The sequence below is a fragment of the Streptomyces sp. NPDC029836 genome (assembly GCF_055574495.1).
In genome coordinates this window covers 247,963-273,338 of the sequence record NZ_JBVHZI010000008.1, presented here as the reverse complement: position 1 = coordinate 273,338, position 25,376 = coordinate 247,963, and the positions used below count along the sequence as shown (strand labels likewise).

Below are 25,376 nucleotides of genomic sequence, written 5' to 3'. Positions count from 1 at the left end.
TCCGCTCGGCTGAGCAAGATCGTGCACAAGGATCGTCCCCGGCTTTTCCGAGTTGAGACCTCACCGTCACCTGGCCTGCTCCCCCAGGAGCGGACCGAACAAACGGAAGGGCCGTATCCCCTTGTACGGGGATACGGCCCTATGGTGCCGATCGCGGGCGGATCGCTCCGCCCGGCGCGCCCTTAGCCTCGGATGAGGTTGCGGAGCACGTACTGCATGATGCCGCCGTTGCGGTAGTAGTCCGCCTCGCCCGGCGTGTCGATGCGCACGACCGCGTCGAACTCCACACCGGTGTCGGTGGTGACCTTGACGGTGCGCGGGGTGGTGCCGTTGTTCAGCTCCTCCACACCGGTGAAGGAGAAGGTCTCCTCGCCGGTGAGGCCCAGGGAGGCGGCGGTGGCGCCCTCGGGGAACTGCAGGGGCAGCACGCCCATGCCGATCAGGTTGGAGCGGTGGATGCGCTCGTAGGACTCGGCGATGACGGCCTTGACGCCGAGCAGCGCGGTGCCCTTGGCGGCCCAGTCGCGGGACGAGCCCGAGCCGTACTCCTTGCCCGCCAGGATGACCAGCGGGATGCCGGCGGCCTGGTAGTTCTGGGAGGCGTCGTAGATGAAGGAGACCGGCGCGCCCTCGACGGTGAAGTCGCGGGTGAAGCCGCCCTCGGTGCCCGCCGCGATCTGGTTGCGCAGGCGGATGTTGGCGAAGGTACCGCGGATCATGACCTCGTGGTTGCCGCGGCGGGAACCGTACGAGTTGAAGTCGCGGCGTTCGACGCCGTGCTCCGTGAGGTACTTGCCGGCCGGGGTGTCGGCCTTGATCGCACCGGCCGGGGAGATGTGGTCGGTGGTGACCGAGTCGCCCAGCTTCGCCAGCACGCGCGCGCCGGCGATGTCGGAGACCGGAGTGGTCTCCATCGTCATGCCCTCGAAGTACGGGGGCTTGCGCACGTAGGTGGACTGCGGGTCCCACTCGAAGGTGTTGCCGGTCGGGATCTCCAGCGCCTGCCACTGGGCGTCGCCCGCGAAGACGTCCTGGTAGGACTTGTTGAACATGTCCTCGCCGATGGCGTTGGCCACGACGTCGTTGACCTCGGCCTCCGAGGGCCAGATGTCGGCCAGGAAGACCGGCTTGCCGTCGAGGTCGGTGCCCAGCGCGTCCTTGGTGATGTCCACCTTCATGGAGCCCGCGATGGCGTACGCGACGACCAGCGGCGGGGAGGCCAGGTAGTTCATCTTGACGTCGGGGTTGATGCGGCCCTCGAAGTTGCGGTTGCCCGAGAGGACCGAGGTGACCGCGAGGTCGGCCTCGTTGATCGCCTTCGAGATCTCCTCGTCCAGCGGACCGGAGTTGCCGATGCAGGTGGTGCAGCCGTACCCGACGAGGTTGAAGCCCATCTTGTCGAGGTACGGGGTCAGACCGGCCTTGTCGAAGTAGTCGGTGACGACCTTCGAACCCGGGGCGAGGGTGGTCTTGACCCAGGGCTTGCGGGTCAGGCCCTTCTCGGACGCCTTCTTGGCCACGAGCGCCGCGGCGACCATGACGTAGGGGTTCGAGGTGTTGGTGCAGGAGGTGATCGCGGCGACGGTGACGGCGCCGTGGTCGATCTCGAAGGAGGTGCCGTCGGCCAGGGTCACCAGGGTGGGCTTGGTGGGCACACCGTTGGAGGACGCCGGGGCGTCGGACGCCGGGAAGGACTCCTTGCCGGCCTCCTCGTCGTCGCTGACGTAGTTGCGTACGTCCACGGCGAACTGCTCGGCGGCGTTCGCGAGGACGATGCGGTCCTGCGGGCGCTTCGGGCCGGCGATGGAGGGGACGACCGTGGAGAGGTCGAGCTCCAGCTTCTCGGAGAAGTCCGGCTCGGCGGCCGGGTCCAGCCACAGGCCCTGCTCCTTGGCGTACGCCTCGACCAGGGCGACCTGCTGGGCGTCGCGGCCCGTCAGGCGCAGGTACTTCAGGGTCTCGTCGTCGATCGGGAACATCGCGGCGGTGGAGCCGAACTCCGGCGACATGTTGCCGATGGTGGCGCGGTTCGCGAGGGAGGTGGCGGCGACGCCCTCACCGTAGAACTCGACGAACTTGCCGACGACGCCGTGCTTGCGGAGCATCTCGGTGATGGTCAGCACGAGGTCGGTGGCGGTGGTGCCGGCCGGCAGCTCGCCGGTCAGCTTGAAGCCGACGACGCGCGGGATCAGCATGGAGACTGGCTGGCCGAGCATCGCGGCCTCGGCCTCGATGCCACCGACGCCCCAGCCCAGCACGCCCAGGCCGTTGACCATGGTGGTGTGCGAGTCGGTGCCGACGAGGGTGTCGGGGTAGGCCTGGCCGCCCCGGACCATGACCGTGCGGGCCAGGTGCTCGATGTTGACCTGGTGGACGATGCCGGTGCCCGGGGGGACGACCTTGAACTCGTCGAAGGCGGTCTGGCCCCAGCGCAGGAACTGGTAGCGCTCCTTGTTGCGGCCGTACTCCAGCTCGACGTTCTGGGCGAACGCCTCGCGGGTGCCGAACTTGTCGGCGATGACCGAGTGGTCGATGACCAGCTCGGCCGGGGCCAGCGGGTTGATCTTGGAGGCGTCGCCGCCCAGGGCCTTGACGGCCTCGCGCATGGTGGCGAGGTCGACGACGCAGGGGACGCCGGTGAAGTCCTGCATGATCACGCGAGCCGGCGTGAACTGGATCTCCTCGCTGGGCTGGGCCTGCGAGTCCCAGTTGCCGAGCGACCGGATGTGGTCGGCGGTGATGTTCGCGCCGTCCTCGGTGCGGAGCAGGTTCTCCAGCAGGACCTTCAGGCTGTAGGGAAGGCGGGCGGAGCCCTCGACCTTGTCCAGCTTGAAGATCTCGTACGACTCGTCGCCCACCTGCAGCGTGCTGCGGGCGTCGAAGCTGTTCGCCGACACGACAGTCTCCTTCATGCATGATTTCGCGCGTATTACCGCAATCCTGCCGTGTGGCGCTCTGGCCAGTCCGCTAAGGTGAGGCTAAGTTAGGTAACCCTTACCGGCGGGACGGCTGCGGTACGCCCGGGGCAGTTATCTCGATGTCGAGATAACTCTAGTACATGTCCGGGGGAAGGGACGAGGCACGCACCCTCAGTCCTGCCGCCACGGTGCGCTGGCCGGGGGATTCCGCATGCCCGGATTCGATCAGTGTGACCAGCGCGGACACCGCCGTCACGGCAATCCGCTCAGGTCTCAGCGTGACGGTCGTCACGGAGGGCTCGGAGGTCTCGTACGCCGGATCCTCGCTCGCGCAGACCAGGAGCAGGTCCCGGGGCGTGCGGATTCCGTGGCGCGCGGCGGCGGCGAGCACCTGCCGACCGCCCGGGTCGTACACGCTGTAGACGGCGTCGGGACGGTCCGGCGCGGCGAACGCGGCGTCGAAGGCGCGGCCCGCCGCGTCCTCGGGGTCGAAGACGACGACCCGGGCCCTGCGGCCGCGCTCCGCGCACCACTGCGCGTAGGCCGAGGTGACGGCCCCGGTGTAGAACTCGCGACCGTAGCCGGAGTGCAGGGCGATCCGGCGGGCGCCGGAGGCGGCGAGGTGATCGAGGACCTCGCGGGTGGTGGCGGCGTGGTCGTTGTCGACCCACACGTCGTCGGGCCGCGGATCGGTGGGGCGGCCGTCGAAGACCACCGGGAGCCCGCGCGCCCGCAGGGCCCGCAGTACCCGGTCGCCGTCCGGGCTGTCGAGCAGCAGCATCCCGTCGACGGCGAGGGTGTGCCACAGGGGCTCGGCGCCCCGGTCGGCGGGCAGGGTGGTCAGCGCGTATCCGTGGGCGTGGGCGGCGGAGGTGGCGGCGGTGAGCAGCCGGGAGAAGTAGGCGACCCCCGCGAAGTCCCACGCCGAGCCGGCGTAGGTGGTGACGGCCACGCCGAGGGTGCGGGTACGGGGGCCGCGGTGGGCTCCGTACCCGAGGGCGGCGGCGGTCTCGCGGACCCGGCGGCGGGTGCCCTCGCCGAGCCGGCCGGTGCCGTTGAGGGCGTGCGAGACGGTCGCGGTGGAGACCTCGGCGGCGCGCGCGATGTCGGCGATGGTCGGTCCCGGTCCTGGCACGCGGTCATCGTACGGACGGATGGGCCCTCGGGGGGTGGGCGGCTGCCACGGGTTCCGGGGGCGGGTTCGCGGGCCTCGCTGCCGCAGGGTTCGCAGGCGGGTTCGCGGCGGGTTCGCGGGCGGCGCTGCTGCGGATTCCGTGGGACGGGGCGGGTTCTGGTTACGGGCTTAATCAGGGAGTGTCCTCCTCCTCGCCACATCCACTGATCTCCCCTGTTGCGTTCGGAGCGGCCATGACGACACCCCTGCCCCTGCCCCGCCACGGTTCCCCCGCTGCTGTTTCTGCTTCTGGTTCCGCTTCCGCGTCCCCCCTGTCACGGCGGGGGTTGCTCGCGGCGGCCGGCGCCGTCGGCGCGGCGGGGCTGCTCGGTGCGACCGCGTCGCCCGCGGTGGCGGCCGCGGGCTCCTCGGGGCGCGCTTCGGCGGCGCTCGTCCTGCACAACGCCCGGGTGTTCACCGGGGTGGAGCGGGGCGGTCCGGACGCGACGGACGGCCCGGGCCGGTCGGTGGCGGTCGGGCGGGACGGCCGGATCCTGGCGGTGGGCCCGGACGCGGCGCTGCGCCGGTACGTCGGCCGGGACACCGAAACGGTCGACGCGCGCGGGAACACCGTGATGAGCGGTATCCACGACGGTCACGTGCACCCGCTGGGCGCCGGGGACCGGTCGCTGCGGCCCTCGTTGGAGGGCGCGGAGACCACGGAGGCCGAGCTGCGGGCGATCCTCGGCGGTTTCCTCGCGGACAGCGGGGGCGCGGGGGCCGAGCCGGACCGCTGGCTGGTGGTGGAGGACTGGAACCCGGTCGGACTGCTGCCGATCGGGACGCCTCCGCACCACCGGATGCTGGACGCGCTGGCGACCCGGCGGCCCGTGATCCTCGTCGGCGGGGACGGGCACAACCTCTGGGCCAACCGGCGGGCCCTGGACATCGCCGGGATCACGGCCACCACCCCCGACCCGGTCGGCGGCCGGATCGTCAAGGGTACGGACGGGCTGCCCACGGGGGTGCTCAAGGACGACGCCCAGGACCTGGTGAAGCGGCACGTGCCGGAGCCCTCCCGGGCGGAACTCGTCGCGGCGTGCGCCGCCGTGCTGGAGCTGGCGGCGGCCTCCGGGGTCACCACGATGATGGACGCCCTGGTGGGCCGGCACGAGCTGAGCCTCTACCAGGAGCTGGCGGGGGCGGGCCGGCTGCCGCAGCGGATCGTCCCGGCGATCCGGCTCGACGCCGCGCAGGCGAAGGACCCCAAGGCCGCCCTGGCGTACGCGCGGGGGCTGCGGCGGGAGTTCGAGGGGGTGCCGGGCGTGCGGTTCGGGATGGTGAAGGTGTTCCTGGACGGGGTGATCGAGCACCCGGCGCAGACGGCCGCGCTGCTGGAGCCGTACCTGGACGGCGCGGGGAAGCCGACGGAGAACCGGGGCGAGCTCTACACCTCGGCGACGGACTACGGCCGGCTCACCGCCGCCTTCAACTCGGCGGGCTGGCAGATGCACGCCCACGGGCTGGGCGACCGGGCGGTCCGCACCGCCCTGGACGGATACGCGTACGCCCGCCGGGCGACCGGGTCGCGCGATCCGCGCAACGCGGTGGCGCACCTCCAGCTCGTGGACCCGGCCGACCTGCGGCGCTTCGCGCAACTCGGGGTGGCGGCCTGCATGCAGCTCCAGTGGGCGGCGCGGGACACCTGGACGATGGAGGCGCTGCTGCCGTACATCGGCCCGCGACGTCACCGGTGGATGTACCCGGCGCGCAGCCTGGAGCGGGCCGGGGCGCGCCTGGCCGGCGGCTCCGACTGGCCCGTGGACGCGCTCCAGGTGTGGAACCAGTTGCGGACGGCGATCGACCGGCAGGGGGCCCACGGCTCGGGTCCGCTGTACCGGGAGCTGGAGGGGCTGGGGCGGAGCAGCGTCCTGCGGATGCACACCTCGGGGACGGCGTGGCAGCTGCGTCAGGAGGGGCTGACGGGGACCGTGGAGCAGGGCAGGGCGGCCGACCTGGTGCTCCTGGACCGTGACGTGACGCGCTGCCCGGTGGCCGACATCAGCGGTACGGAGGTACGGCTGACCCTGGTCGGCGGCCGGGTCGTGCACGACGCGGATTCGGCGGCGGGCAGGGCGACTTCGGCCCGGGCGGCGGGGCGGGCGGCCGGGGTGACGGCGTCGGGCCCGCGCCCGGTCTCCGCCGCGGCGGTGCACGGCGGCCGCCACCGCGCCTGCGGCTGCACGGCGGGCTGAGCGGGCGGGGTGGGCGTGGCGGGGGCGGCGGGCTTTGCCTCACCGACTTCGACACGGTCTGCGGAACACTGTCCCGTATGCGGCATATCGGTCCGCAGACCACCCGAAGTCGACTCCCCTTCCCCACCACACCCACCCGCCACACGGCGGACCCGGCACCGAATCTGACGGTCAGTGACACCCGTCTGCCACACCCAGCGCGAGCGCCATCTCATATCTGAGATACCGTGCACCCATGGCAGACGACTACCTCGTACGCATCGGCAAGCTCATCCGTGACGCCCGGCAGCACCGTGGCTGGACGCAGAGTCAACTCGCGGACGCCCTCGGCACCAGCCAGAGCGCCGTGAACCGGATCGAGCGCGGCAACCAGAACATCAGCCTTGAGATGATCGCCCGCATCGGCGAAGCGCTCGACAGCGAGATCGTCTCTCTGGGCTACGCCGGTCCGATGCACCTGCGGGTCGTCGGTGGACGCCGCCTGTCCGGCGCCATCGACGTCAAGACGAGCAAGAACGCGTGCGTGGCCCTGCTGTGCGCCTCGCTCCTCAACAAGGGCCGTACGGTGCTCCGTCGCGTCGCCCGCATCGAGGAGGTGTACCGCCTCCTGGAGGTCCTGAACTCCATCGGCGTGCGCACCCGCTGGATCAACGACGGCGTCGACCTGGAGCTCATCCCGCCGGCGCGGCTGGACATGGACGCCATGGACGCGGACGCCGCCCGCCGCACCCGCAGCATCATCATGTTCCTGGGCCCGCTGCTGCACCGCATGGACCACTTCCGGCTGCCCTACGCCGGCGGCTGCGACCTCGGCACCCGCACCATCGAGCCGCACATGATCGCCCTGCGCCGCTTCGGCCTGGACATCACCGCGACCGAGGGCATCTACCACGCGCAGGTGGAGGCCGGCGTCTCGCCCGACCGTCCGATCGTGCTGACCGAGCGCGGGGACACCGTCACCGAGAACGCGCTGCTGGCCGCGGCCCGCCACGACGGCGTCACCGTCATCCGCAACGCCTCGTCCAACTACATGGTCCAGGACCTGTGCTTCTTCCTGGAGGCCCTGGGCGTCAAGGTCGAGGGGATCGGCACCACCACCCTCACCGTCCACGGCGTCCCGAACATCGACGTCGACGTGGACTACTCCCCCTCCGAGGACCCGGTCGAGGCGATGAGCCTGCTGGCCGCCGCGGTCGTCACCGAGTCGGAGCTGACGATCCGCCGGGTCCCGATCGAGTTCATGGAGATCGAGCTCGCGGTCCTGGAGGAGATGGGCCTGGACCACGACCGCTCGGCCGAGTACGTCGCCGACAACGGCCGCACCCGCCTGGTCGACCTCACGGTCCGCCCGTCGAAGCTCGAAGCCCCCATCGACAAGATCCACCCGATGCCGTTCCCCGGGCTGAACATCGACAACGTCCCGTTCTTCGCCGCCATCGCCGCCGTCGCCCAGGGCCAGACCCTGATCCACGACTGGGTGTACGACAACCGGGCCATCTACCTGACCGACCTCAACCGCCTCGGTGGCCGCCTCCAACTCCTGGACCCCCACCGCGTCCTGGTCGAGGGCCCGACCCGCTGGCGCGCGGCGGAGATGATGTGCCCGCCGGCCCTGCGCCCGGCCGTGGTCGTCCTCCTGGCCATGATGGCCGCCGAGGGCACCTCGGTCCTGCGCAACGTCTACGTCATCAACCGCGGCTACGAGGAACTCGCCGAACGCCTCAACTCGGTGGGCGCCCAGATCGAGATCTTCCGCGACATCTGACCCGCGCGGCGGCCGTCAGCGCCCCCTTCCCGGCCTGCGCGGACACGGGTTGAAAGGGGGCGGTGACGTGTTGGGGACCCGTCCCGGGCACGGGATCGGGCGAGAGTCGGCACCGGGCGACTCCCGTCCACGCGAGGACCGCGTCAACGGTGGCACCACCAACACTCGCGGGAATCCGATGGCTCAACGTCACGAGCCGTGCCACCGGGCTCCTGGCGACCGCCTGCCGGTGGGCCCCCTATTCGCTTTCGCCGAGGTCCTCGGATGTCAGCGGCGCCGAGGACTTTTCCGGCTGCTGCTCGACCCTCTCGCCGGAACGGTAGTAGCGCGTCGCGCTCTTGTAGCGGCGATCCTCCTCGTACATGATCACGTAGTTCAGGAGGGCCGTTATCTGCCAGGAGGCGGGCAGGATGGCCGAGGCCCGACGGAGCGCTTCGTCTGCCGTGAGGGGTCCGCCCGGCACCCCGATGAGGGTGTCCGCCGCGGAGACGGGCTCCTCGTACCGGAAGTTGTAGGGCAGGGCGGCCTTGAGGTCTTTCAAGTAGGTTCGCAGGTCAGTCGTCCCGGCGGCGAGCCCGCGGATGGGTGCGTCGAGGTTGATGGGGTACCGCACGTCGAAGTGATCCTTCTTCAGGACCGTCGTGTCACGCCTCCGCCCGGGGTCCTTGCCCCCGAAGCCGCTGTTGTTCCACGGGACCCCGCCGCGCTCCTTGTGATGGTTGATGAGGAGACGTTCGGGAGCGACGGCGGAGAAGTCCTCGTCCACGTACAGACACGAGAAGCTGACGTCGGCGAGGGCGAGGTTGCGACGGCCCGACAGCTTGCGCAGGTGGTTGCCGAGTCGCCCCGGGAGGCCCTTGTTATTGGCGTCCGCCTTTCCCACGTACACGAAGCTGTCGTTGACGTAGAGCTGGTAGACTCCCGGCCGCTCTTCCAGCTCTGCCAGGCGCTCCTCGTCGAGGGGAGCCCGCCCAATGCTCTTCAGCGCCTCGGCGAGTTGGTCCCCGAGCGCCTTGGTGATGCTCAGCCGGAAGTCCTTGTGGTACAGGCCACGCTCATTCGCCCCGTCGCTTTCCGCCATCCCTCTCCCCTTCCCGCCGGCACAGAACGCGGCTTACTCTATGATCCTTCACTTGTCGCTCACCAGTTCGAATTCGGGACGCCGGCGTCTAAGTGGCTCCGCGGTACGATTCACCCATGGGTGACCAGCAAGAAGAGACCACTGCCCCTCGCATCCGCACGAGCGTGGAACTGTTCGCGGGCGGGGGCGGCCTCGCCATGGGGGTTCACCGCGCGGGCTTCCGTCCGCTCCTTTTCAACGAGTTCAACAAGCGGGCCTGCGAGACCCTCCTCGCCAGCGCCGGTAGGACCCTCGGTGATGACGGGCTTGTGGAGATCGGGGAGACGACCCCTGCCCCTCCGCGCGTCGGCGAGCCCGCGCCCCTCTACCCCGGGGACGTGCGCGAGCTCGATCTCCGGAAGTTCGAGGGCGAGGTCGACGTCCTCGCCGGCGGTCCCCCCTGTCAGCCGTTCAGCGCCGGGGGCGTCGCCAAGGGCGACGAGGACAAGCGGAACATGTTTCCCGCCGTGTTCAACGCCGTCCGCGAGATGCGACCCAAGGCCGTGATCTGCGAGAACGTTCGAGGCATTCTGCGCCCGTCGTTCTCCGACTACTTCGGGTACATCAAGAACGAGCTGCGTCTGCCTTTCATGGAGCGCGACCCCAGGAAGACGTGGCAGAGGCACAACGACGCCCTCCTGGGTGCGCTGGGGGATCCCGACCCGGTGAGCCACAGTCTGGACATCGACGGGGGCCTCCCCGTCGATGACAGGAGTCCCGACCACTACAGGGTGATCGCGTTCCCGGTCAACGCGGCGGATTACGGCGTCCCGCAAATCCGCAACCGCGTCGTCATCGTCGCCTTCCGCGCCGACCTGGGAGTGGGGATCGTCAGGGATTTCGCGGAGCACGTGAGGAGGCGCCGCTACTCGGACCACGCCCTCTACCGCTCCATGCTGGAGGCGGACGGCTACTGGAGGCGCCACCACGTGGAGCCTCATGTCAGGGACCGCGTCTTGGCGCGCCTTCCCAAGGCGATCGAGAACGACGGGTGCCTGCCCTGGCGTACCCTCCGCGACGCCATCGCGGGCTACGGCACCGACGAGAGGCTTCTGGCCCTCCCCCCTGTCGATACGAGACACCTCGACGAGAAGCGCGACTTCGGGGGGGCCGCGTTCCCCGGACACGTCGGCTGGCCGGGGGCGAGGATCTACAAGGGGCACACCCCGAACGAGCTCGACCGTCCCGCCAAGACCGTGAAGGCGGGCGTCCACGGTGTCCCCGGCGGCGAGTCCGTACTGGAACTCGACGATCTCGTCGAGGACCCCACGGCGCCCGGGGAATGGCGACATGCCCACCGCTACATGACTGTTCGTGAGACGGCCCGTGTGATGACCTTCCCCGACAAGTGGGTTGGCTCCGGCCCCCGCGGGGAGCAGATGCGCCAGCTCGGCAACGCGGTCCCGGTGGTCCTCGGCGAGTTCTTCGCCAAGGCTGTAGCCACCGCGCTGGACGCGGCGGGGCAGTAGCGCCGTGCCTCGGCCGAGGGAAGGCGACGGACGGTGGAAGGAGAGCCTTCCACCCGAACGCGCGTACAAACGCCGGGGGGGTTCCGCCCTCCCCGCGCTGGAACAGGACCGCGCCGCCGGCGGACGCGCCCGGCGCGCCATCGCTCTCGACGACGGTTCCCACTCACGTGCCTCCATCGCGCTCAAGCTGTACCGGCGCACACGGCGCATTCGGGCCTATCTCCGCTGGTCGCAGGACGGCGTTACGCGGGAGCGGTACGTATGCGAGGTGGACGGAGCCACTCGTGGGGCGAACCTCGCCGAGGCGTGGCGCCAGGCCCATGCGATGGGGCTGGTGGGTGATCACCCCCTACCGGCCGATTCCAAGGCGTCCTCCCCCAGTGTCCGCGCCGTGATGCGCGCCAATCGCGGCAAGGACACCGGTCCCGAGCTCGCTTTGCGACGATTGTTGTATCGCCGCGGCCTTCGCTATCGGGTGGACGCCCGCCCCGTTCCCGAGATCCGGCGCCGAGCGGACCTCGTGTTCCCTGGTACGCGGGTCGCCGTCTTCGTGGACGGCTGCTACTGGCATGGCTGTCCCGAGCACTATCGCCCCTCGACCCGGAACGCCGAGTTTTGGCGGGACAAGATCGAGGGCAACAGGAACAGGGACATCGAGACGAACGAGGCTCTCCGCTCCGCCGGCTGGACCGTGATCCGAGTCTGGGAACACGAGGCTCCGGAATCAGCGGCCGAGCTAATCGCCCAACGGGTCCAGGCACGTCGGGCGACGGGTGGGGCGAAGCCCATGGGTGAAGGCAAGGCCCTCATCAAGGAGAGCGGGGGTTAGGCGGCTGGGCGCGCTGAACCCACCAGGGGTTCCAGCCCTGTCCGGCCGCGTCCGCGAGCCTCGTGGGCGGGGGCGGGGTCAGGCGGAGTCCGTAGCCCCGGCCGGACAGGATCCCTCCTCACAGCCGTGCCGGACCTGCGCGCTTTCGTCCTTGAGGTTCAGGAGGAGCGCGAGGGCGCACCCCTCCACCACTCCGAGTTCGAGCGCGTGCCGACGGAGGGTGGAGACCTGGGCGAAGCTCGTGCCGCGGCGGATGGTGACGGGCTCGTGCCCACCAGCGGTGGTGAATGTGCGACTCATGGGGGCTTGACGGAGGCCAAGCCGCCAGGTCAGCCAGGAGCGCACCCGCACCCCGCTTCCTCTCAGGACATCCCGGTCGACGAGTATCCGGGCGCCCAGGACATCACCACTCATGGCCATGTCAGCCGGCTTGGCGGGCTCGGCTTCCACTATCGACTCGGCTCCTCTGGCGACCAGGTCGATGAGGCCGTCGACGGTTTGGCCGATCCGGTCATTGAGCAGACACTGCGTGAGCCGCCACGCCGTGACGGGGTACAGCTCGGTGACTCTCGCGAAGAGGGCTGCCCGTGAGATCGGCCCCTGTTCGGTCACCACCGCCACCAGGGCCTCGACGGCGTTGCTGTACGGGGTGAGCCGAAGGTGCGCCCACTCGGTCAGTGCCCACGTCCCCTCGGGTCGAATCTGGACAAACCGGTCGTCCCGGCGCAGTGCCCCTCGCGCTGCCTTCTCAGTCGGCACGGACATGGGTGTGACCAGTTCATCGGCGGTGAGGGGAGAACCGGCCTCAAGTAGATGGAGGTAAGCGGAGTCGCGTCCCCGTGCGTTGCGGCGAATCCAGTGCCCATCGGCGTTGCGAGCGACCTTGGAGCGGGGATCGTCAAGAAGACGGATCAAGGGAATGTCGGTGGGTAGACCGGCCGCCCGGGCGGCTTCGGAGAGGGCCACATCGTGCAGGGGAACGCCGGCCACCAGTTGGCGAAGCGCGGAGTCGAGGGCGGTGGGGTGAGCTGTCCACCACCCCCGAAGAGCACCTGTCCAGGTCTGCGGGGCGCTCAGTCCAGCCTCGAGCAGGAGCGATTCGAGGACGACGTGGTCTCTCACCCCCAGCGCGTCTGCCAGGACTCCCCTGCGAACGGCCGGCGACGCCCCGGCCGACCTCAGGGTCTCGCGCCACCCCTGTTGGGCGACATCGGCGGCGGCGACGATCCTCCGTTGACACTGCGTGATGACCTGCCTCACTCGTTCCCGACTCACCCCGAACTCGGCCCCGACTTCCTCCAGGGTGCGGCCTGCGGCCCGTGTCTCGGCGATCGCGCGGGCACGGTCGTCGAAGACCGACTCCCACACCTGGATCGTCCACGCCTCATCGAACACGGCTGCCCCTACATCTCGTTGAAGTAGATGACTCGAACGCCCAAGAACCTGGCCAGGGAGTCGTGTCGGATCTTGTCCTCCCGTGTGAGCGGTGCGAGGAAGGGATCGATGACGCAGATCGTCCAAGGCGCGGTCTCGCCTCCGGAGCGGTCGAGGACGGCGGGCCACACCAGGTGCTTGAAGCTCGCGTCGGGCCCGGCGACGAAGTGGAGTTCCTCCTCCGAGCCGACCTCTCGAACCTTGGCCCGCATCGGCTTCTGCCTCTTGGACCCAGGAACGATCTCCCAGTCCCCTCCCAGCGTCTTCGCGATGATCTCCTCGATCGTCGCGGCCGGCTTCTTCACGTACTTGGCGTATTTGCCCACGCCCCGACGAGCCCGCTGGTACTCCTTCATCGGGCCGTCCTTGAGCCACGGCCTGACGTTCGCGGCCATGCCGACGAACCCGATCAGCCTTCCGCCGATCTCGGGATCGTCCGTCCACCCCTGGTACAGACGGGTGCGATCGTTGTCCTGGAGGTTGAGCCAGTCGGCTGCGGCGGCCTGCTCGAAGACCTTGGTCAGGACGACGGCCTCGACCTCGGGCGGGATCTTGTAGTCGGTCACTGGATTCCTTTCGGCATGGGGAACTGCAGGCGAACCTCATCGGCCGCTGTCTCAAGGTCGGCGGCGTCCTGGATCCACATGTCCATGAGGGAGCCGACGGTCTCGTCCTCGAACTCGATCCTGGAGGTGTGGGGGAGCTCCAGATGCTCGGCCTCGGTGGCCTCCAGGGTCCGACGAAGGTTCAGGGCCGCGGCGGCCCGGCGGATGTCCGTCACGAAGTCGAGGACCTTGAGCGCCTTCTTGCCGGGGCTGAGGCGCAGACCGCGGCCGAGCTGCTGGACGAAGATCCTCCGACTGTGGGTGACGCGCAGGAACGCTATGAGGTTCACGTCGGGCACATCAACACCCTCGTTGAACACATCTACACAACTGATGACCGGGATACGCCCCAGCCGGAACTCGTTCAGCAGGACGTTGCGGTGTCGTTTGGGCAGACCGCTGTGGAGATAGGAGGCCTTGGCCCATTGCGGGTCGGAGACCGAGAGGAGCTCCGCCATGTGCTCGGCGTGCTCGATCGTTTGGCAGAACACGATGGCCCGGGGCTCGACCGTCTCCCGCCAGGCCACCCGGAGGTGTTCCACGATCTCCTCGTCCCGCTGCGGGAGGAAGAGGTGCCGATTGAGGTCCCTGATCGAGTAGCCGTGACGACTGATCTCCTTGACGGCGTCCCAATCGACCCCGTCGGCGTACAACCGATAGTCGACGGCGGACAGGAAGCCCGCTGCCAGGCCCTCGGCGATGCCCATCGTGAAGGAGGGATAGCCGAAGCGTGCCGTGATGTCGAACTTGTCACCGCGCCAAGGGGTGGCGGTCACTCCGAACTGCGCCGCAGCGGAACACAGATCGAGGAGCTCCGCAAACCTGCCGGTCTCGGCCACGTGATGGGTCTCGTCGATCATGATGAGATCCGGGCGGTAACCGTTCCGGGCTACGGCCAAGGCCGACTCGACGGTCGCGACGACCACCCCGTCCAGGTCTCGGGGCCTGTTCTCGCCGGTGAGGAGGCGGGTGGGAACGGTCTTGGGGATATGTCGCCACAGGGCCTTCTCCAGTTGTTCCACGAGGTCTCGCATGTGCGCGACCACGAGGACCCTGGCCTGCGAACGGGACCCGAGGAGGTTGCCGATGACCTCGCCGCCCACCACCGTCTTCCCCAGCCCGGTCGCCAGGACGAGAAGGGCCGAGCCATCGACGGCGAGATCACGCTCGATCGCGCTCACCGCCTCAACCTGATATGGCCGCAGCTCGTACGGACTCGGCACACGATCGGGCATGCGCGCACCAACGGCGGCGAGTGTGGCGCCGTGCCACAGTGCGATGTCGACCCCGATGTCGGCCAATGCGCGACGGCGCGCCTCGGCCGAGGCGGTGATGTTCGTGTTGGTCACCAGGACGGCCTTGTCCGCCCTGTAGTGGGTGCGAGCTCGTTCGAGATCGTCGACGCCGGCATGGTCCGCCGTGCCGTGCGCCTTCCATTTGCTCTGGAAGACCCACTGCTCCCGGTTCCTGACAGCGAGGAGATCCGCGCCGTGGTCGTTGGCGCCGTCCACTACGCGAACGTCATGGAATCCCAGGTGCCAGAGCGTCCGTTCGAGGGCCTTGGTCAGCCCGTTCGGGCCCCCGTCCCCCAGCTCGGAAGGGGACAGGAACACCGCGCTCACTCGTCACCGGCCAATTCGTCGCCGAGGAGGGTGATGCTCAGACGGGCACGCTGAAGCTGGAGGGCCGTGGCCTCGCCGGCGAAGGTGCCGATGGTCGCCACGTCAGCGAGGTAGCCCGTGACGCGGGCCACGCTCAGGGAGCGCGCGGACGGCGACTTCACATCGGCGTACGGACCTCGAAAGACTCGGCGGTCCAGGAACGCCTCGGGCATCGTCTCCACGAGACGAACGAGTGCCAGGGCGGGGATGTAGGAGATGAATCCCGCGTCTCGACCAAGGCGGCCCACCTGACCGACGCGCCCCGAGGCGATCATCGATTGCTCGACGGCCGTGGTCTCCTCCTCGGTGAGGTGACCGTAGGCCGTGCGGTATTCGCCAGAGCGGTCGAGCTCGGCGGCGGTTCGGCCACGGATCTCGTTCAGCAGGTCACGGGCCTCCGCGCCGACGGTCGTGCCGTCCAGCGCGCTCTCCTTGAGCGACTGGGCGCGGATACCCGCGACCAGCTGGGACGGCACCCATTGGGAGCGCGCTCGCACCTTCAGGACGGGCGCCAGTTCGGTCAGGAGAAGGTCGGAATAGTCCGCGCCGAATCGTCGGAACACGTCGTGCTCGGCGTCGACGAAGGCCGTGAGCTCGTTTCCGGCTCGCTGGTCGAGCAGAACCGGGACGGCCTGTCCCAGGTCGTCGAGGAGGGGCTCACCTCTCTCGATGAGGCGGGTCTCGACGTTCAAGTAGCCGAGGTCGGGGTGACCGAACGGGCGGGTGAGGTAGGAGTGCAGCGTAGAGGCGATCTCATAGCGTGCCAGCCGCTCGCTACGGGTTTCCGTCTTCTTGGTCTCCGTCACCAAGGTCGGCGTGCCACCAACGCGCGGCACCTGTGGGCCCGGCTCGACACCACTCGGGCCGGGCGCGTCGACCGATGGACCGAGGGCGTCCATGACCGCTTGCTCGTCAGGCTGGTTGGGAACGCTGGCCACCGTCTTGGCCTGCTTCCCCTTGTTCTTGGTCTCCTCGTGCTCGAGGATCGCCTGCCACCAGCGTTCGTCCGTCTGGAAGTCGGGGTTGCCCTTCTGGAACTCTTGCCCCCAGCGGCGTGTCTCGTCGTGAATGGGCTTGCGACCATCACCGGGTACCAAGCAGCGCAGTCCGGCATCGTTACGGCGATACCCCTTGAACAGGAGGGCCAGAGGGCTGACGTTCTCGGGGTAGTTGAAATCCTCGGCCCTCTTGGGCTGAAGCGGCGCCAGGCCTCGCAGGACCTCCACGGCGCTGCGCCAGCTCCGGTCCCCGTACTCGAAGGCATCCTTCTGGTAGGTGACGGGGACGTGGTCGAGGTGGATCTCGCCGATGATGCGACCGCCCTGGTGGGCGAGATCGACGGGGTACTCGGGATCCTCGTTGCCCACTACGCCATCGGGGTTGCTCCACGTGAACAACTGCTTGTCCCAGCGCAGGATCTTGCGTCCGTTGCGAAGGAAGTCGATGCCGTAGTCGGTCTTGTGAAGGTAACGCTGGATGCCCAGCCAACCCCGGATCTGGCGCTTGCGAACGCTTAGCTTCCCACTTCCGCAGTCGGCGCAATGTTCCCCGTGCGTCAGCTGCCACTGTCCGCAGTCGGCGCACGCGATCCCGTCGTGCAGGTCCTCCTTGATCTCGATGTACGCGGGGACACGCTCCTTGCCGTTGTAGAGCACGAAGCGGTCGTCCCCCCAACGGCAGTGCCGAACCGGCTTGACCCGCGTCCCGCCCACGTAGAGCTCGAAGCCCCGCACGTCCAGGATCCACGAGTAGACGGAGCCGAGCACGTTGCGGAGCGCAGACCCGTTGCGACGCAGCCAATCGGCCCGCGTTCTGTTCAGGCGGTCGATGACGATCCTCGTGCCGTGCTGCGCGGGGTCGCTCTTCGGCTCGGTGATGTCCGTCGCCTCGAAGTCGTCCCGAATGTGGTCCAGGTCGATCTCGACACCGATCCACTTCGTGTCGCCCGGTCGCGTCGTCAAGACGCGAGTGCGCTTGCCGAGGCGGGCGGTGGCCACGTTGAAGCCCATGCCGAACAAGCCGAGCTTGTCGTGCATGTCATTGCCGGACCACCCGGCCCTCACGGCGCGTTCCAGGCGCTCGTACGTCATCCCCTGGCCGGTGTCGGCGATGACGAGTTCCCCGCCGGCGGAAGAAGGCAAGGACACACTCACCTTGTATCCAGCGGGCCACTCCGCTCCGGAACGGACGATCTCACTGAAATCATCGAAGGAGTTGTCGACCAGCTCGGCCACACACTGCCACTCGTCGAACTCGATCTCGCCCAGCATGCGCAGCACGCGGGCCGAAGGAGTGATCTTCACTTCGGCGGAAACCCTCTCCCTGGATGAACCGACGCGCCCGAGGACCAGTCACGCACGTCGGCGCACGGCGAAGCGGCCCGACTCGAATGAGTCACGCGTCGATCACGAGGGTATAAGCGTCCACTGACGTAATGTCTGCGTCAGCGGGAATTGGGTCAGTTGATTTGATCATCGTTGCCTGGCCCGCCTCCCGCGGCCACTGCGACCGTGTAGCGGTTGGCGTCGCGCGAGTACCGAGTGCCGGGTACGGGGTTCGACCCTGTCGGCGGGATCGGCGGGTTGCGACTCGCGTCAGAAAGAACCACCCGTGCATCCGCCTCTTCCCGCTCACTCGAGCGTACGTACAGGGAGCGGTGGCAGCTCCCGCGCTGACCGTCCGCCGTGGCCACGGGGCCCCTCGGCTTGTGCCAGCCTCTGATGCCTCCGGGCACACTGGGCAGGGGTGCGCCTCGGCACCCAGGAGAGGGGAACCCCATGGCGAACGGGTGGCTGCCGCCTGCGGAGTACGTACAGACCATTGCTCGGGCGACCAGCTACGCCTGTCTCTACTTCACCGATGTCGTCGGGCGGCCGGTGCAGTTGCGGGCGGTGCACGCGTACGAGGAGTGGCAGTGGCCGGGCGGGAACATGGATCCCGGTGAGACCCCGTGGCAGTGCGCGGTGCGGGAATGCCTGGAGGAGACCGGGATCGTCTTCGACGGGCCGCCGCGGCTGATCGGGTCGCACTTCATCGGGCACCAGGGCGAGGCGTGGCCGGCGAACCACATCGGCTTCGTCTTCGACGGGGGCACGCTCACGGACGAGCAGATCGCCGCGATCGTCCTGGATCCGACGGAGCACCGGGAGGTGGGGGTGCGTTCCGTCGAGGAGTGGGAGGGGGTGATGACCCCGGTGAACTTCAGGCGGCTGAGGGCGGTCGACGCGGCCCGCCGGGAGGGGCGCGTGGCGTACATGGAGACTCCCTGACGGCGGGTGTGATGTCAGTGGAATATGACTGCATAGGCCTGACCTGGCGGGACTGACACGAGTAGACTGCGGCGTTTTTCGTTTCCGCACCATCGATGTCGTTGACCGGGGGGTCTCACCGTGTTCCAGCCCAGGAGTGTTGCCATAGTCGGCGCCGTGGGGGCCGTCGTCCTGTTGCTCACCGGGTGCGAGGACAGCGCGCCCAAGAAGGGGACGGACGCCAAGCCGGCCGCCGCGCCGTCCTCCGGCGCCCCGGCCTCGCTCAGCGCGTCCGCGGCGCCGGTCATGCCGGCCGTCGTCGGGCTGAAGTTCGCCGCCGCCGAGACGGACGTGCGGAAGGTCATCACCAAGAAGGTCGAGGCGCGCGCCGCGTACGCCAACGTCACGCTGCCCGCGGACCGTTCGCAGTGGGACGTCTGCTTCCAGACCCCGGCCGCCGGCGCCGAGGTGACGGCCGGCAGCGCCGCCGAGCTGTCGATCGTCGCGCCCGGTACGCCGTGCCCGGACAAGGCCGGCGCGACCCTGCGCCCTTCCAAGGCCCCGACGACGGCCGCACCCAAGCCGACCCCGACCCCGACCAAGCCCAAGGCCACCTCCGGCACCGGGGGGACCACGGGCGGATCCGGCACCGGGGCGACCACGGGCGGCACGACCGGTGGGAGCGGCGGCGGCAGCACCTACTACAAGAACTGCGACGCCGCGAAGGCCGCCGGGGCGGCGCCCATCCGGCGCGGCCAGCCCGGGTACCGCGACGCCCTCGACCGGGACAAGGACGGCATCGCCTGCGACAAGTAGGCGACCGGGGGGCGGGCGGCCCATCAGGCCCATCAGGCCCATCAGGCCCATCAGGCCCATCAGGCCCATCAGGCCCATCAGGCCCATCGGGCCCGGGCCGTCCGGGCCGGCCGGTCCGGGCCGGCCGGTCCGGGCCGGCCGGTCCCGCGACGAAGGCGACGGCCGCCGACGAAAGGCGACTCAGGCCGACCGGCGGCGCCACCCGCCGTCGGTATTCGGCCGGCCGCCCCCCACCCCCTCGCCGAGGTCGCCGACGGGGCGGCAGAATCGGCCCTTCGGTACGGCGTCGAGGGGGCGGCCATGGCAGTGGAGACGAGTGCGGGCACCGTGGTTCCGGGGCTGGAGGGGGTCCCGCTGCTCGGGTCGCTCCTCGACCTGACCTCGGACTCGCTCGGAACCTACCAGCGGGCCCGCGAGCGGCACGGTGACGTCGTACGGATCACCGCCGGCCCGCCGGGGCTGCGCGCCGAGCTGTACTGCGTGTTCTCCGCCGAGGGCGCCCAGCAGGTGCTGGCCACGGAATCGGCCAACTTCCGCAAGGACAACGCCTTCTACCAGGAGGTCCGGGACTCCTTCGGCAACGGTCTGCTGACCAGCCAGGACGAGGATTACCTGCGCCAGCGCCGGCTGGTGCAACCCCTGTTCACCCGCAAGCGGGTCGACGGGTACGCCGGCGCCGTCGTGGCCGAGACCGAGGCGACCGTCGCCGGCTGGGCCGGGGCCCCGGACGGGATCGTCGACGTCCGCGACGAGATGACGCACCTGGCCCTGCGGGCGGTGTCCCGGATCCTGTTCGGCACCGACGCGGACGCCACGGTCGACGTCGTCGACCGGTGTTTTCCGGTCATCACGCAGTACGTGCTGCGCCGCGGCTACTCCCCCGTGAAGACCCCGCGGTCCTGGCCCACCCCGGGCAACCGGCGGGCGGCCGCCGCGCTGGAGGAGCTGTACGCGGTCTGCGACCGGATCGTCGGCGAGCGGCGCGGTGCGGCGCCGGCGTCGGACGGCGACCGGGGCGAGGACCTGCTGACGCTGCTGGCCGAGGCCCACAGCGCGGACGACGGCGCCTTCGACGCCGCCGAGCTGCGCGACCAGGTACTGATCTTCCTGCTGGCCGGCCACGAGACGACCGCCACCTCCCTGGCCTTCGCCCTGCACCTGCTCGGCAGGCACCCGGAGGAACAGGCCCGGGCCCGCGAGGAGATCGCCCGCGTCCTGGGCGACCGTACGCCGGAGGCCGCCGACCTCGATCGGCTCCCCTACCTCACCCAGGTGTTGAAGGAGGCGATGCGGCTGTACCCGGCGGCGCCGGTGATCGGCCGCAAGTCGGTCGCGGCCACCGAGGTCTGCGGGCACACCATCCCGGCCGGCTCCGACGTGATCCTCGCGTCGTGGGTGACGCACCGCCACCCGCGCTACTGGCCGGACCCGGAGCGTTTCGACCCCGAACGGTTCGCGCCGGGGGCGGAGGCCGAACGGCCGCGCTACGCCTGGTTCCCCTTCGGGGGCGGCCCGCGCGCCTGCATCGGGCAGCACTTCTCGATGCTGGAGTCCGTGATAGCGCTGACGGTGATCCTGCGCGCCTACGAGTTCGAGGCCGTGGACACCGAGATTCCGGTGAGCGCCGGGATCACCCTGGAGACGCGTGGTCCCGCGCGCTGCCGGATCCGCCGCGTGACCGGGTGATCCCGCGGCGGCGCCCCCGCACGCGCGACCCCGTACGCGCGTGCGGAGACGGACGTCAGCGGTAGTCGTCCGGGTGGCCCTGCATCCAGGTGTTGATCTTGTCGCGGGTGGCGATCAGGGTCGTCTGGTTCTTCTTCAGGTTCTCGAAGCTCCGGTCGCCGCCGAGCTGCTTGTCGAGCTTCGCGATCAGGTTGATCGGCTCGGGGAAGTGTCCCGGCCCCTTGGGGTCGGCCTTCATGGCGCGGTCCATGCGGTGCAGCTCGTCGTGGACCCGGCCGAGGAAGTACGCGCAGTTGCCGGGCGTGCAGGAGTCGTTCAGCGTGGCCTGGAGCCCGGCGAAGGCGTCGCGTACGAGGGACACGGGCTCCTCGCCGGGCGTGCCGCTCGGGGCCCCGGCGGCGGGGACCGAGGGCGAGGGAGCCTTCGTCGGAGCCGTCGAGGAACCGCCGGCGGAGGGCGGGGGCGAAGCGGGCGCGGAGGGCGCGGCGGACGGCGGGGCGGAGGCGGGCGCGGACGGGGACGGGGAAGCGGAAGCCGACGCCTTCGCGTCGTCGTCACCGGCCCCACAGGAGACGGTCAACGCCGCCAAGGTCAAGGTCATGAGCGTGGCGGCGGCACCCCGCGCGGTCGAACCGAACATCGTTTTCCCCCAGTGTCTGTGGTCAGCAGACGGACCCTACCCACCGGGCTCCTCCCGGACGGCGGTCGGGGTGTGGTTGCCCTGGAGTCGGGCCAGGTCGGAGGGCCGGACCTGGATCACGAACAGCGCGATGACCGCGCCGACCAGGGTGAAGAGCGCCGCCACGACGAAGGCGGCGCTGACGCCGGAGGTGAGGACCTGGTCGCCCCACGGATCGGGGAGCCGGCCCGTGCGCAGGAAGGCGGCCTTCTGACCGGGGTCGGCGGCGCTCATGAAGGCCGGGACCTGGCTGCGGGCCTCGTTGCGGCCGGCCGTGCCGAAGACGGTGACCAGGATCGACAGGCCGAGCGAGCCGCCCACCTGCTGCATCGCGTTGAGCAGTCCGGAGGCCGCGCCCGACTCCCGGTCGGGGACGTTGGACAGGGCCATCAGCGTCAGGGAGACGAACTGCAGGCCCATGCCGGTGGCGAAGATCAGCATCGGGCCGAGGACGCTGCCCAGGTACGTGGAGTGGATGTCGGTCCGCGTGAGCCAGGCCAGTCCGGCCACGCAGCACAGGGCGCCGGTGACCATGAAGGGTTTGGGTCCGAACTTGGGCAGCAACTGGGACGCGGTGGCCGCCGCCAGCGCGATCATGACGCTGATGGGGAGGAACGCGAGGCCGGCGCGCAGGGGGCTGAAGCCGAGCACGTTCTGCACGAACAGGGTCAGGAAGAAGAACATGCCGAAGATCGCGCAGGCGAGGAAGAGCATGATCCCGTAGGTGCCGGCCCGGTTGCGGTCCGCGAACATGTGCAGGGGCGTGATGGGTTGCGGCGAGCGGCTCTCGTTGAGGACGAACAGGAGCAGCAGGACCACGGCCGCCCCGAACGACCCGAGGGTGATCGGGTCGCGCCAGCCGTCCTGGGAGGCGCGGATGAACCCGTAGACGAGGGCGACCATGCCGAGGGTGGACAGCAGGGCGCCGGCGATGTCGAAGTGTCCGGGGTGACGTGCGGATTCGCGGATGACCTTCGGGGTGGCGAGGGCGATCAGCAGGGCGATCGGGACGTTCACGAACAGGACCCAGCGCCAGTCGAGCCATTCGACGAGGACGCCGCCCGCGAGCAGGCCGATGGCGCCGCCGCCGGCCGACACGGCGGCGAACACGCCGAAGGCCCGGTTGCGTTGGGGGCCCTCGCGGAACGTGGTGGTGATCAGGGCGAGGGCGGTGGGCGAGGCGATGGCGCCGCCGACGCCCTGCAGGGCCCGGGCCGCCATCAACTGCCCGGCGTTCTGGGCGAATCCGCCGAGGAGTGAGGCGAGGCCGAAGAGGATCACGCCGAAGACGAAGACGCGCCGCCGGCCGAGGATGTCGCCGACCCGGCCGCCGAGCAGGAGCAGCCCGCCGAAGGTGAGGGTGTAGGCGTTGACGACCCACGAGAGGCTTTCGGTGGAGAAGTCGAGCGCCGTCTGGATGTGCGGCAGCGCGATGTTCACGATGGTGATGTCGAGAACGACCATGAGCTGGCAGGAGGCGATGACGAGTAGCGCCGGCCCGTGTCCGCTCCCCCGGACCGTGTCGGCGGCCCCGTTGCTGATCGGCTGTGCGTTCGGGTCCACCTAGTCGACGCTATGCCCGGTGCGCGGGGGTCACCACTCGAATGGCCCAACGCTCGGACGGCCCACATCGCTCCCCTTCATGTCATGTGATATTGCACATGACACACTGGCTCGTATGGACGATTTCCTCAGGCTCTCCGCCGACACGGCCCGCTTCGGCCACGGCGCCCCGCACGCCTTCTCCTTCGGCGACGACGGCCGCCTCCTCTGGTTCCTCCGCTCAGGCGGCCCCACCGACCCGCTCGCCGGCCTGTGGGTCCTCGACACCACCACCGGCGCCGAGACGCTCCTCGCCGACCCCCGCGTCCTGTCCCCCGAGCCGGGTGAACTCCCCGTCGCGGAGCGCCGGTTGCGCGAGCGGACCCGGCTCGTGGCCGCCGGGATCGGCTCGTACGCCCTGTCCGGGGACGGCCGTCGCGCCGTGTTCCCGCTGTACGGGCGGTTGTACGCGGTCACCTGCGACGGGGTCGGCGGCCCCGAGGAACTCCCGGTCGCCGGGCCCGCCCTGGACCCGCGCCCCAACGCCGACGGCTCGCGCACCGCGTACGTCGCCGACGACGCCCTCCACCTCGTCCCCGGTGGCCGGATCAGCCCGGACGACGGGGCCCGCTGGGGCTTGGCCGAGTTCGCCGCCGCCGAGGAACTCGGGCGCGCCCGCGGGCACTGGTGGGCCCCCGACGGGCTGCGCCTGCTCGCCGCCCGGGTCGACGAGAGCGCCCTGCCGCGGCGCTGGTTCGCCGACCCGGCCCAACCGCAGCTCCCGGCCGAGGACTTCGCCTACCCCGAGGCGGGCGGGCCCAACGCCGGGGTCGAGCTGTGGGTGCTCGGGGCATGGCGCCCCGTACGGCTCGCCTGGGACGCGCGGGCCTTCCCGTACCTGTCCGACGCGGCCTGGGAAGCGGACGGCGAGATCCTGCTGACCGTCCAGGACCGGCTCCAGCGGACCGTGCTGCTGCTCTGCGCCGACCCGGCCACCGGCCGGACCCGGGAGCTGTCGCGCACCACGCACCCCCGGTGGGTGGACCCGCTGCCCGGCACCCCGGCCCGGCTCCCCGACGGGCGGATGCTGACCGCCGCCGACACCCCCGGCGGGGCCGCGCGCGGACTCGCCGTCGACGGCGCACCACTGACCGGCGACGGGATCCAGATCCGCGGCGTGGCCGGGATCCACCGGGGCCGGCTGCTGATCGAGGCCGGCCTGCGCGACCCCTCCGAACAGCAGGTGCTCCTGCTGGACCCCGACACCGGGGAGACGACGGCGCTCGCCGACGGCCCCGGCGTGCACGGCGCGCTCGCCGCGGCCGGCGCCCTGCTGCTGACCTCCGCCGACGCCGACGGGATACGGCGCACCCTGCACACCGCCGACGGACGCCGGCTCACCCCCGCCGACCTGTCCGCGCCGCTGCCGTACCGGGTGGCCCCCGTACTGGAACGGGTCACCGAGCACGGGATCCCCACCGCGCTGGTCCTGCCCCGCGACCACGTCCCGGGCCGCCGACTGCCCGTACTGGTCGACGCGTACGGCGGCCCCGGCTACCAGGACATCAGCGCCGAGCCGGTCCGCTGGCAGGCCAAACAGTGGTGGGCCGACCAGGGCTTCGCCGTCGTCACCGTCGACAACCGGGGCACCCCGTACGTCTCGCCCGCCTTCACGCACGCCGTGTACCGGGGCTTCTCCGACGTCACCCTGGAGGACCAGGCCGCGGCCCTGACGGCCCTCGGCGCACGACACCCGGACCTGGACCTCGACCGGGTCGGCGTCCGCGGCTGGTCCTACGGCGGCTACCTGGCCGCCCTCGCGGTGCTGCGCCGCCCGGACCTGTACCACGCCGCCGCCGCCGGGGCCGCCCCGACGGACTTCCGTCACTACGACACCGCCTACACAGAGCGGTACCTGGGCCTGCCCGACGAACACCCGAAGGTGTACGAGCGGGACTCGCTGATCGCGGACGCCCCGGGGCTGAGCCGACCGCTCCACCTGACGACGGGCCTGGCCGACGACAACGTCCACCCCTCGCACACCCTGCGCCTGTCGCGCGCCCTCACCGACGCGGGCCGCCCCCATCAGCTCCTCGCCCTGCCCGGCGTCACCCACATGACCCCGGGCGGCACCCGGGAGAAGGTGATGGCGCAGCAACTGGCCTTCTTCCGGCGCGAACTGGCGTAGCGGCCGAGCCTCCCGACCCCGTTCGGCGGGCACGACGAGGGCCCCGG

Annotated in this window: 17 protein-coding genes; 8 read left to right on the top strand and 9 right to left on the bottom strand. The window is 70.4% G+C overall.

The features are described from left to right. Nucleotides 1–182 precede the first annotated feature (182 nt). Nucleotides 183–2,912 carry an aconitate hydratase AcnA gene (gene acnA / locus ACZ4XJ_RS23865; protein WP_362882293.1) on the bottom strand — a complete coding sequence of 910 codons (2,730 nt, stop codon included), beginning with the start codon at nucleotides 2,910–2,912 and terminating at the stop codon, nucleotides 183–185. Nucleotides 2,913–3,051: 139 nt separating this feature from the next. Then, nucleotides 3,052–4,053: a LacI family DNA-binding transcriptional regulator gene (locus ACZ4XJ_RS23860; protein ID WP_468497269.1), complete on the bottom strand. Its 1,002-nt coding sequence runs from the start codon at nucleotides 4,051–4,053 to the stop codon at nucleotides 3,052–3,054. A 233-nt stretch (nucleotides 4,054–4,286) separates the two neighbouring features. On the opposite strand from ACZ4XJ_RS23860, the gene ACZ4XJ_RS23855 reads away from it, so the two are divergent. Then, a complete protein-coding gene (locus ACZ4XJ_RS23855) occupies nucleotides 4,287–6,287 on the top strand; it encodes an amidohydrolase (RefSeq protein ID WP_468497268.1) in 2,001 nt (666 codons plus the stop codon). A 235-nt stretch (nucleotides 6,288–6,522) separates the two neighbouring features. Beyond that, complete coding sequence (locus ACZ4XJ_RS23850; protein ID WP_362882288.1) at nucleotides 6,523–8,052, top strand: helix-turn-helix domain-containing protein; 1,530 nt, start codon at nucleotides 6,523–6,525, stop codon at nucleotides 8,050–8,052. A gap of 238 nt (nucleotides 8,053–8,290) precedes the next feature. On the opposite strand, the gene ACZ4XJ_RS23845 is transcribed toward ACZ4XJ_RS23850, so the two are convergent. After that, nucleotides 8,291–9,133 (bottom strand): GIY-YIG nuclease family protein, encoded by an 843-nt coding sequence (locus ACZ4XJ_RS23845; protein ID WP_468497267.1) that lies wholly within the window; start codon nucleotides 9,131–9,133, stop codon nucleotides 8,291–8,293. A gap of 116 nt (nucleotides 9,134–9,249) precedes the next feature. Here ACZ4XJ_RS23845 and ACZ4XJ_RS23840 point away from each other — a divergent pair, with 116 nt between their 5' ends. Then, a complete protein-coding gene (locus ACZ4XJ_RS23840) occupies nucleotides 9,250–10,641 on the top strand; it encodes a DNA cytosine methyltransferase (protein ID WP_468497266.1) in 1,392 nt (463 codons plus the stop codon). Between the two features lie 268 nt (nucleotides 10,642–10,909). Continuing rightward, nucleotides 10,910–11,470 (top strand): very short patch repair endonuclease, encoded by a 561-nt coding sequence (locus tag ACZ4XJ_RS23835; RefSeq protein WP_468497265.1) that lies wholly within the window; start codon nucleotides 10,910–10,912, stop codon nucleotides 11,468–11,470. Nucleotides 11,471–11,548: 78 nt separating this feature from the next. Here ACZ4XJ_RS23835 and ACZ4XJ_RS23830 read toward each other — a convergent pair whose 3' ends face one another. From ACZ4XJ_RS23830 to ACZ4XJ_RS23815, 4 genes are read right to left on the bottom strand one after another with little or no spacing between them, the layout of a single operon-like run. After that, nucleotides 11,549–12,865: a sigma factor-like helix-turn-helix DNA-binding protein gene (locus tag ACZ4XJ_RS23830; RefSeq protein WP_468497264.1), complete on the bottom strand. Its 1,317-nt coding sequence runs from the start codon at nucleotides 12,863–12,865 to the stop codon at nucleotides 11,549–11,551. Between the two features lie 8 nt (nucleotides 12,866–12,873). Beyond that, nucleotides 12,874–13,470, bottom strand: coding sequence for a hypothetical protein (locus tag ACZ4XJ_RS23825; protein ID WP_468497263.1), 597 nt, complete (start codon nucleotides 13,468–13,470; stop codon nucleotides 12,874–12,876). Further along, on the bottom strand, nucleotides 13,467–15,122 hold the full coding sequence (locus ACZ4XJ_RS23820) for a DEAD/DEAH box helicase family protein (RefSeq protein ID WP_468497327.1): 1,656 nt from the start codon (nucleotides 15,120–15,122) through the stop codon (nucleotides 13,467–13,469). Before ACZ4XJ_RS23820 ends, ACZ4XJ_RS23825 begins: the two co-directional genes overlap by 4 nt. 5 nt (nucleotides 15,123–15,127) lie before the next feature. Next, nucleotides 15,128–17,473, bottom strand: a complete 2,346-nt coding sequence (locus ACZ4XJ_RS23815) for an ATP-binding protein (protein WP_468497262.1) — start codon at nucleotides 17,471–17,473, stop codon at nucleotides 15,128–15,130. 474 nt (nucleotides 17,474–17,947) lie between these two features. Here ACZ4XJ_RS23815 and ACZ4XJ_RS23810 point away from each other — a divergent pair, with 474 nt between their 5' ends. The 3 genes from ACZ4XJ_RS23810 to ACZ4XJ_RS23800 all read left to right on the top strand — a co-directional run bounded on the left by ACZ4XJ_RS23810 (nucleotide 17,948) and on the right by ACZ4XJ_RS23800 (nucleotide 20,920). Beyond that, nucleotides 17,948–18,439 carry an NUDIX domain-containing protein gene (locus tag ACZ4XJ_RS23810; protein ID WP_468497261.1) on the top strand — a complete coding sequence of 164 codons (492 nt, stop codon included), beginning with the start codon at nucleotides 17,948–17,950 and terminating at the stop codon, nucleotides 18,437–18,439. A gap of 156 nt (nucleotides 18,440–18,595) precedes the next feature. Continuing rightward, nucleotides 18,596–19,234 carry an excalibur calcium-binding domain-containing protein gene (locus ACZ4XJ_RS23805; RefSeq protein WP_468497260.1) on the top strand — a complete coding sequence of 213 codons (639 nt, stop codon included), beginning with the start codon at nucleotides 18,596–18,598 and terminating at the stop codon, nucleotides 19,232–19,234. Nucleotides 19,235–19,534: 300 nt separating this feature from the next. Further along, nucleotides 19,535–20,920: a cytochrome P450 gene (locus ACZ4XJ_RS23800; protein ID WP_468497259.1), complete on the top strand. Its 1,386-nt coding sequence runs from the start codon at nucleotides 19,535–19,537 to the stop codon at nucleotides 20,918–20,920. A 55-nt stretch (nucleotides 20,921–20,975) separates the two neighbouring features. Here ACZ4XJ_RS23800 and ACZ4XJ_RS23795 read toward each other — a convergent pair whose 3' ends face one another. Together ACZ4XJ_RS23795 and ACZ4XJ_RS23790 are read right to left on the bottom strand one after the other, a co-directional pair. Beyond that, nucleotides 20,976–21,521 carry a hypothetical protein gene (locus ACZ4XJ_RS23795; protein ID WP_468497258.1) on the bottom strand — a complete coding sequence of 182 codons (546 nt, stop codon included), beginning with the start codon at nucleotides 21,519–21,521 and terminating at the stop codon, nucleotides 20,976–20,978. Nucleotides 21,522–21,596: 75 nt separating this feature from the next. Then, nucleotides 21,597–23,162, bottom strand: a complete 1,566-nt coding sequence (locus ACZ4XJ_RS23790; protein ID WP_468497257.1) for an MFS transporter — start codon at nucleotides 23,160–23,162, stop codon at nucleotides 21,597–21,599. A 115-nt stretch (nucleotides 23,163–23,277) separates the two neighbouring features. Here ACZ4XJ_RS23790 and ACZ4XJ_RS23785 point away from each other — a divergent pair, with 115 nt between their 5' ends. Further along, the gene (locus ACZ4XJ_RS23785) at nucleotides 23,278–25,329 is read left to right on the top strand and encodes a S9 family peptidase (protein WP_468497256.1); all 2,052 of its coding nucleotides are present in this window, start codon (nucleotides 23,278–23,280) and stop codon (nucleotides 25,327–25,329) included. Nucleotides 25,330–25,376: the final 47 nt, after the last annotated feature.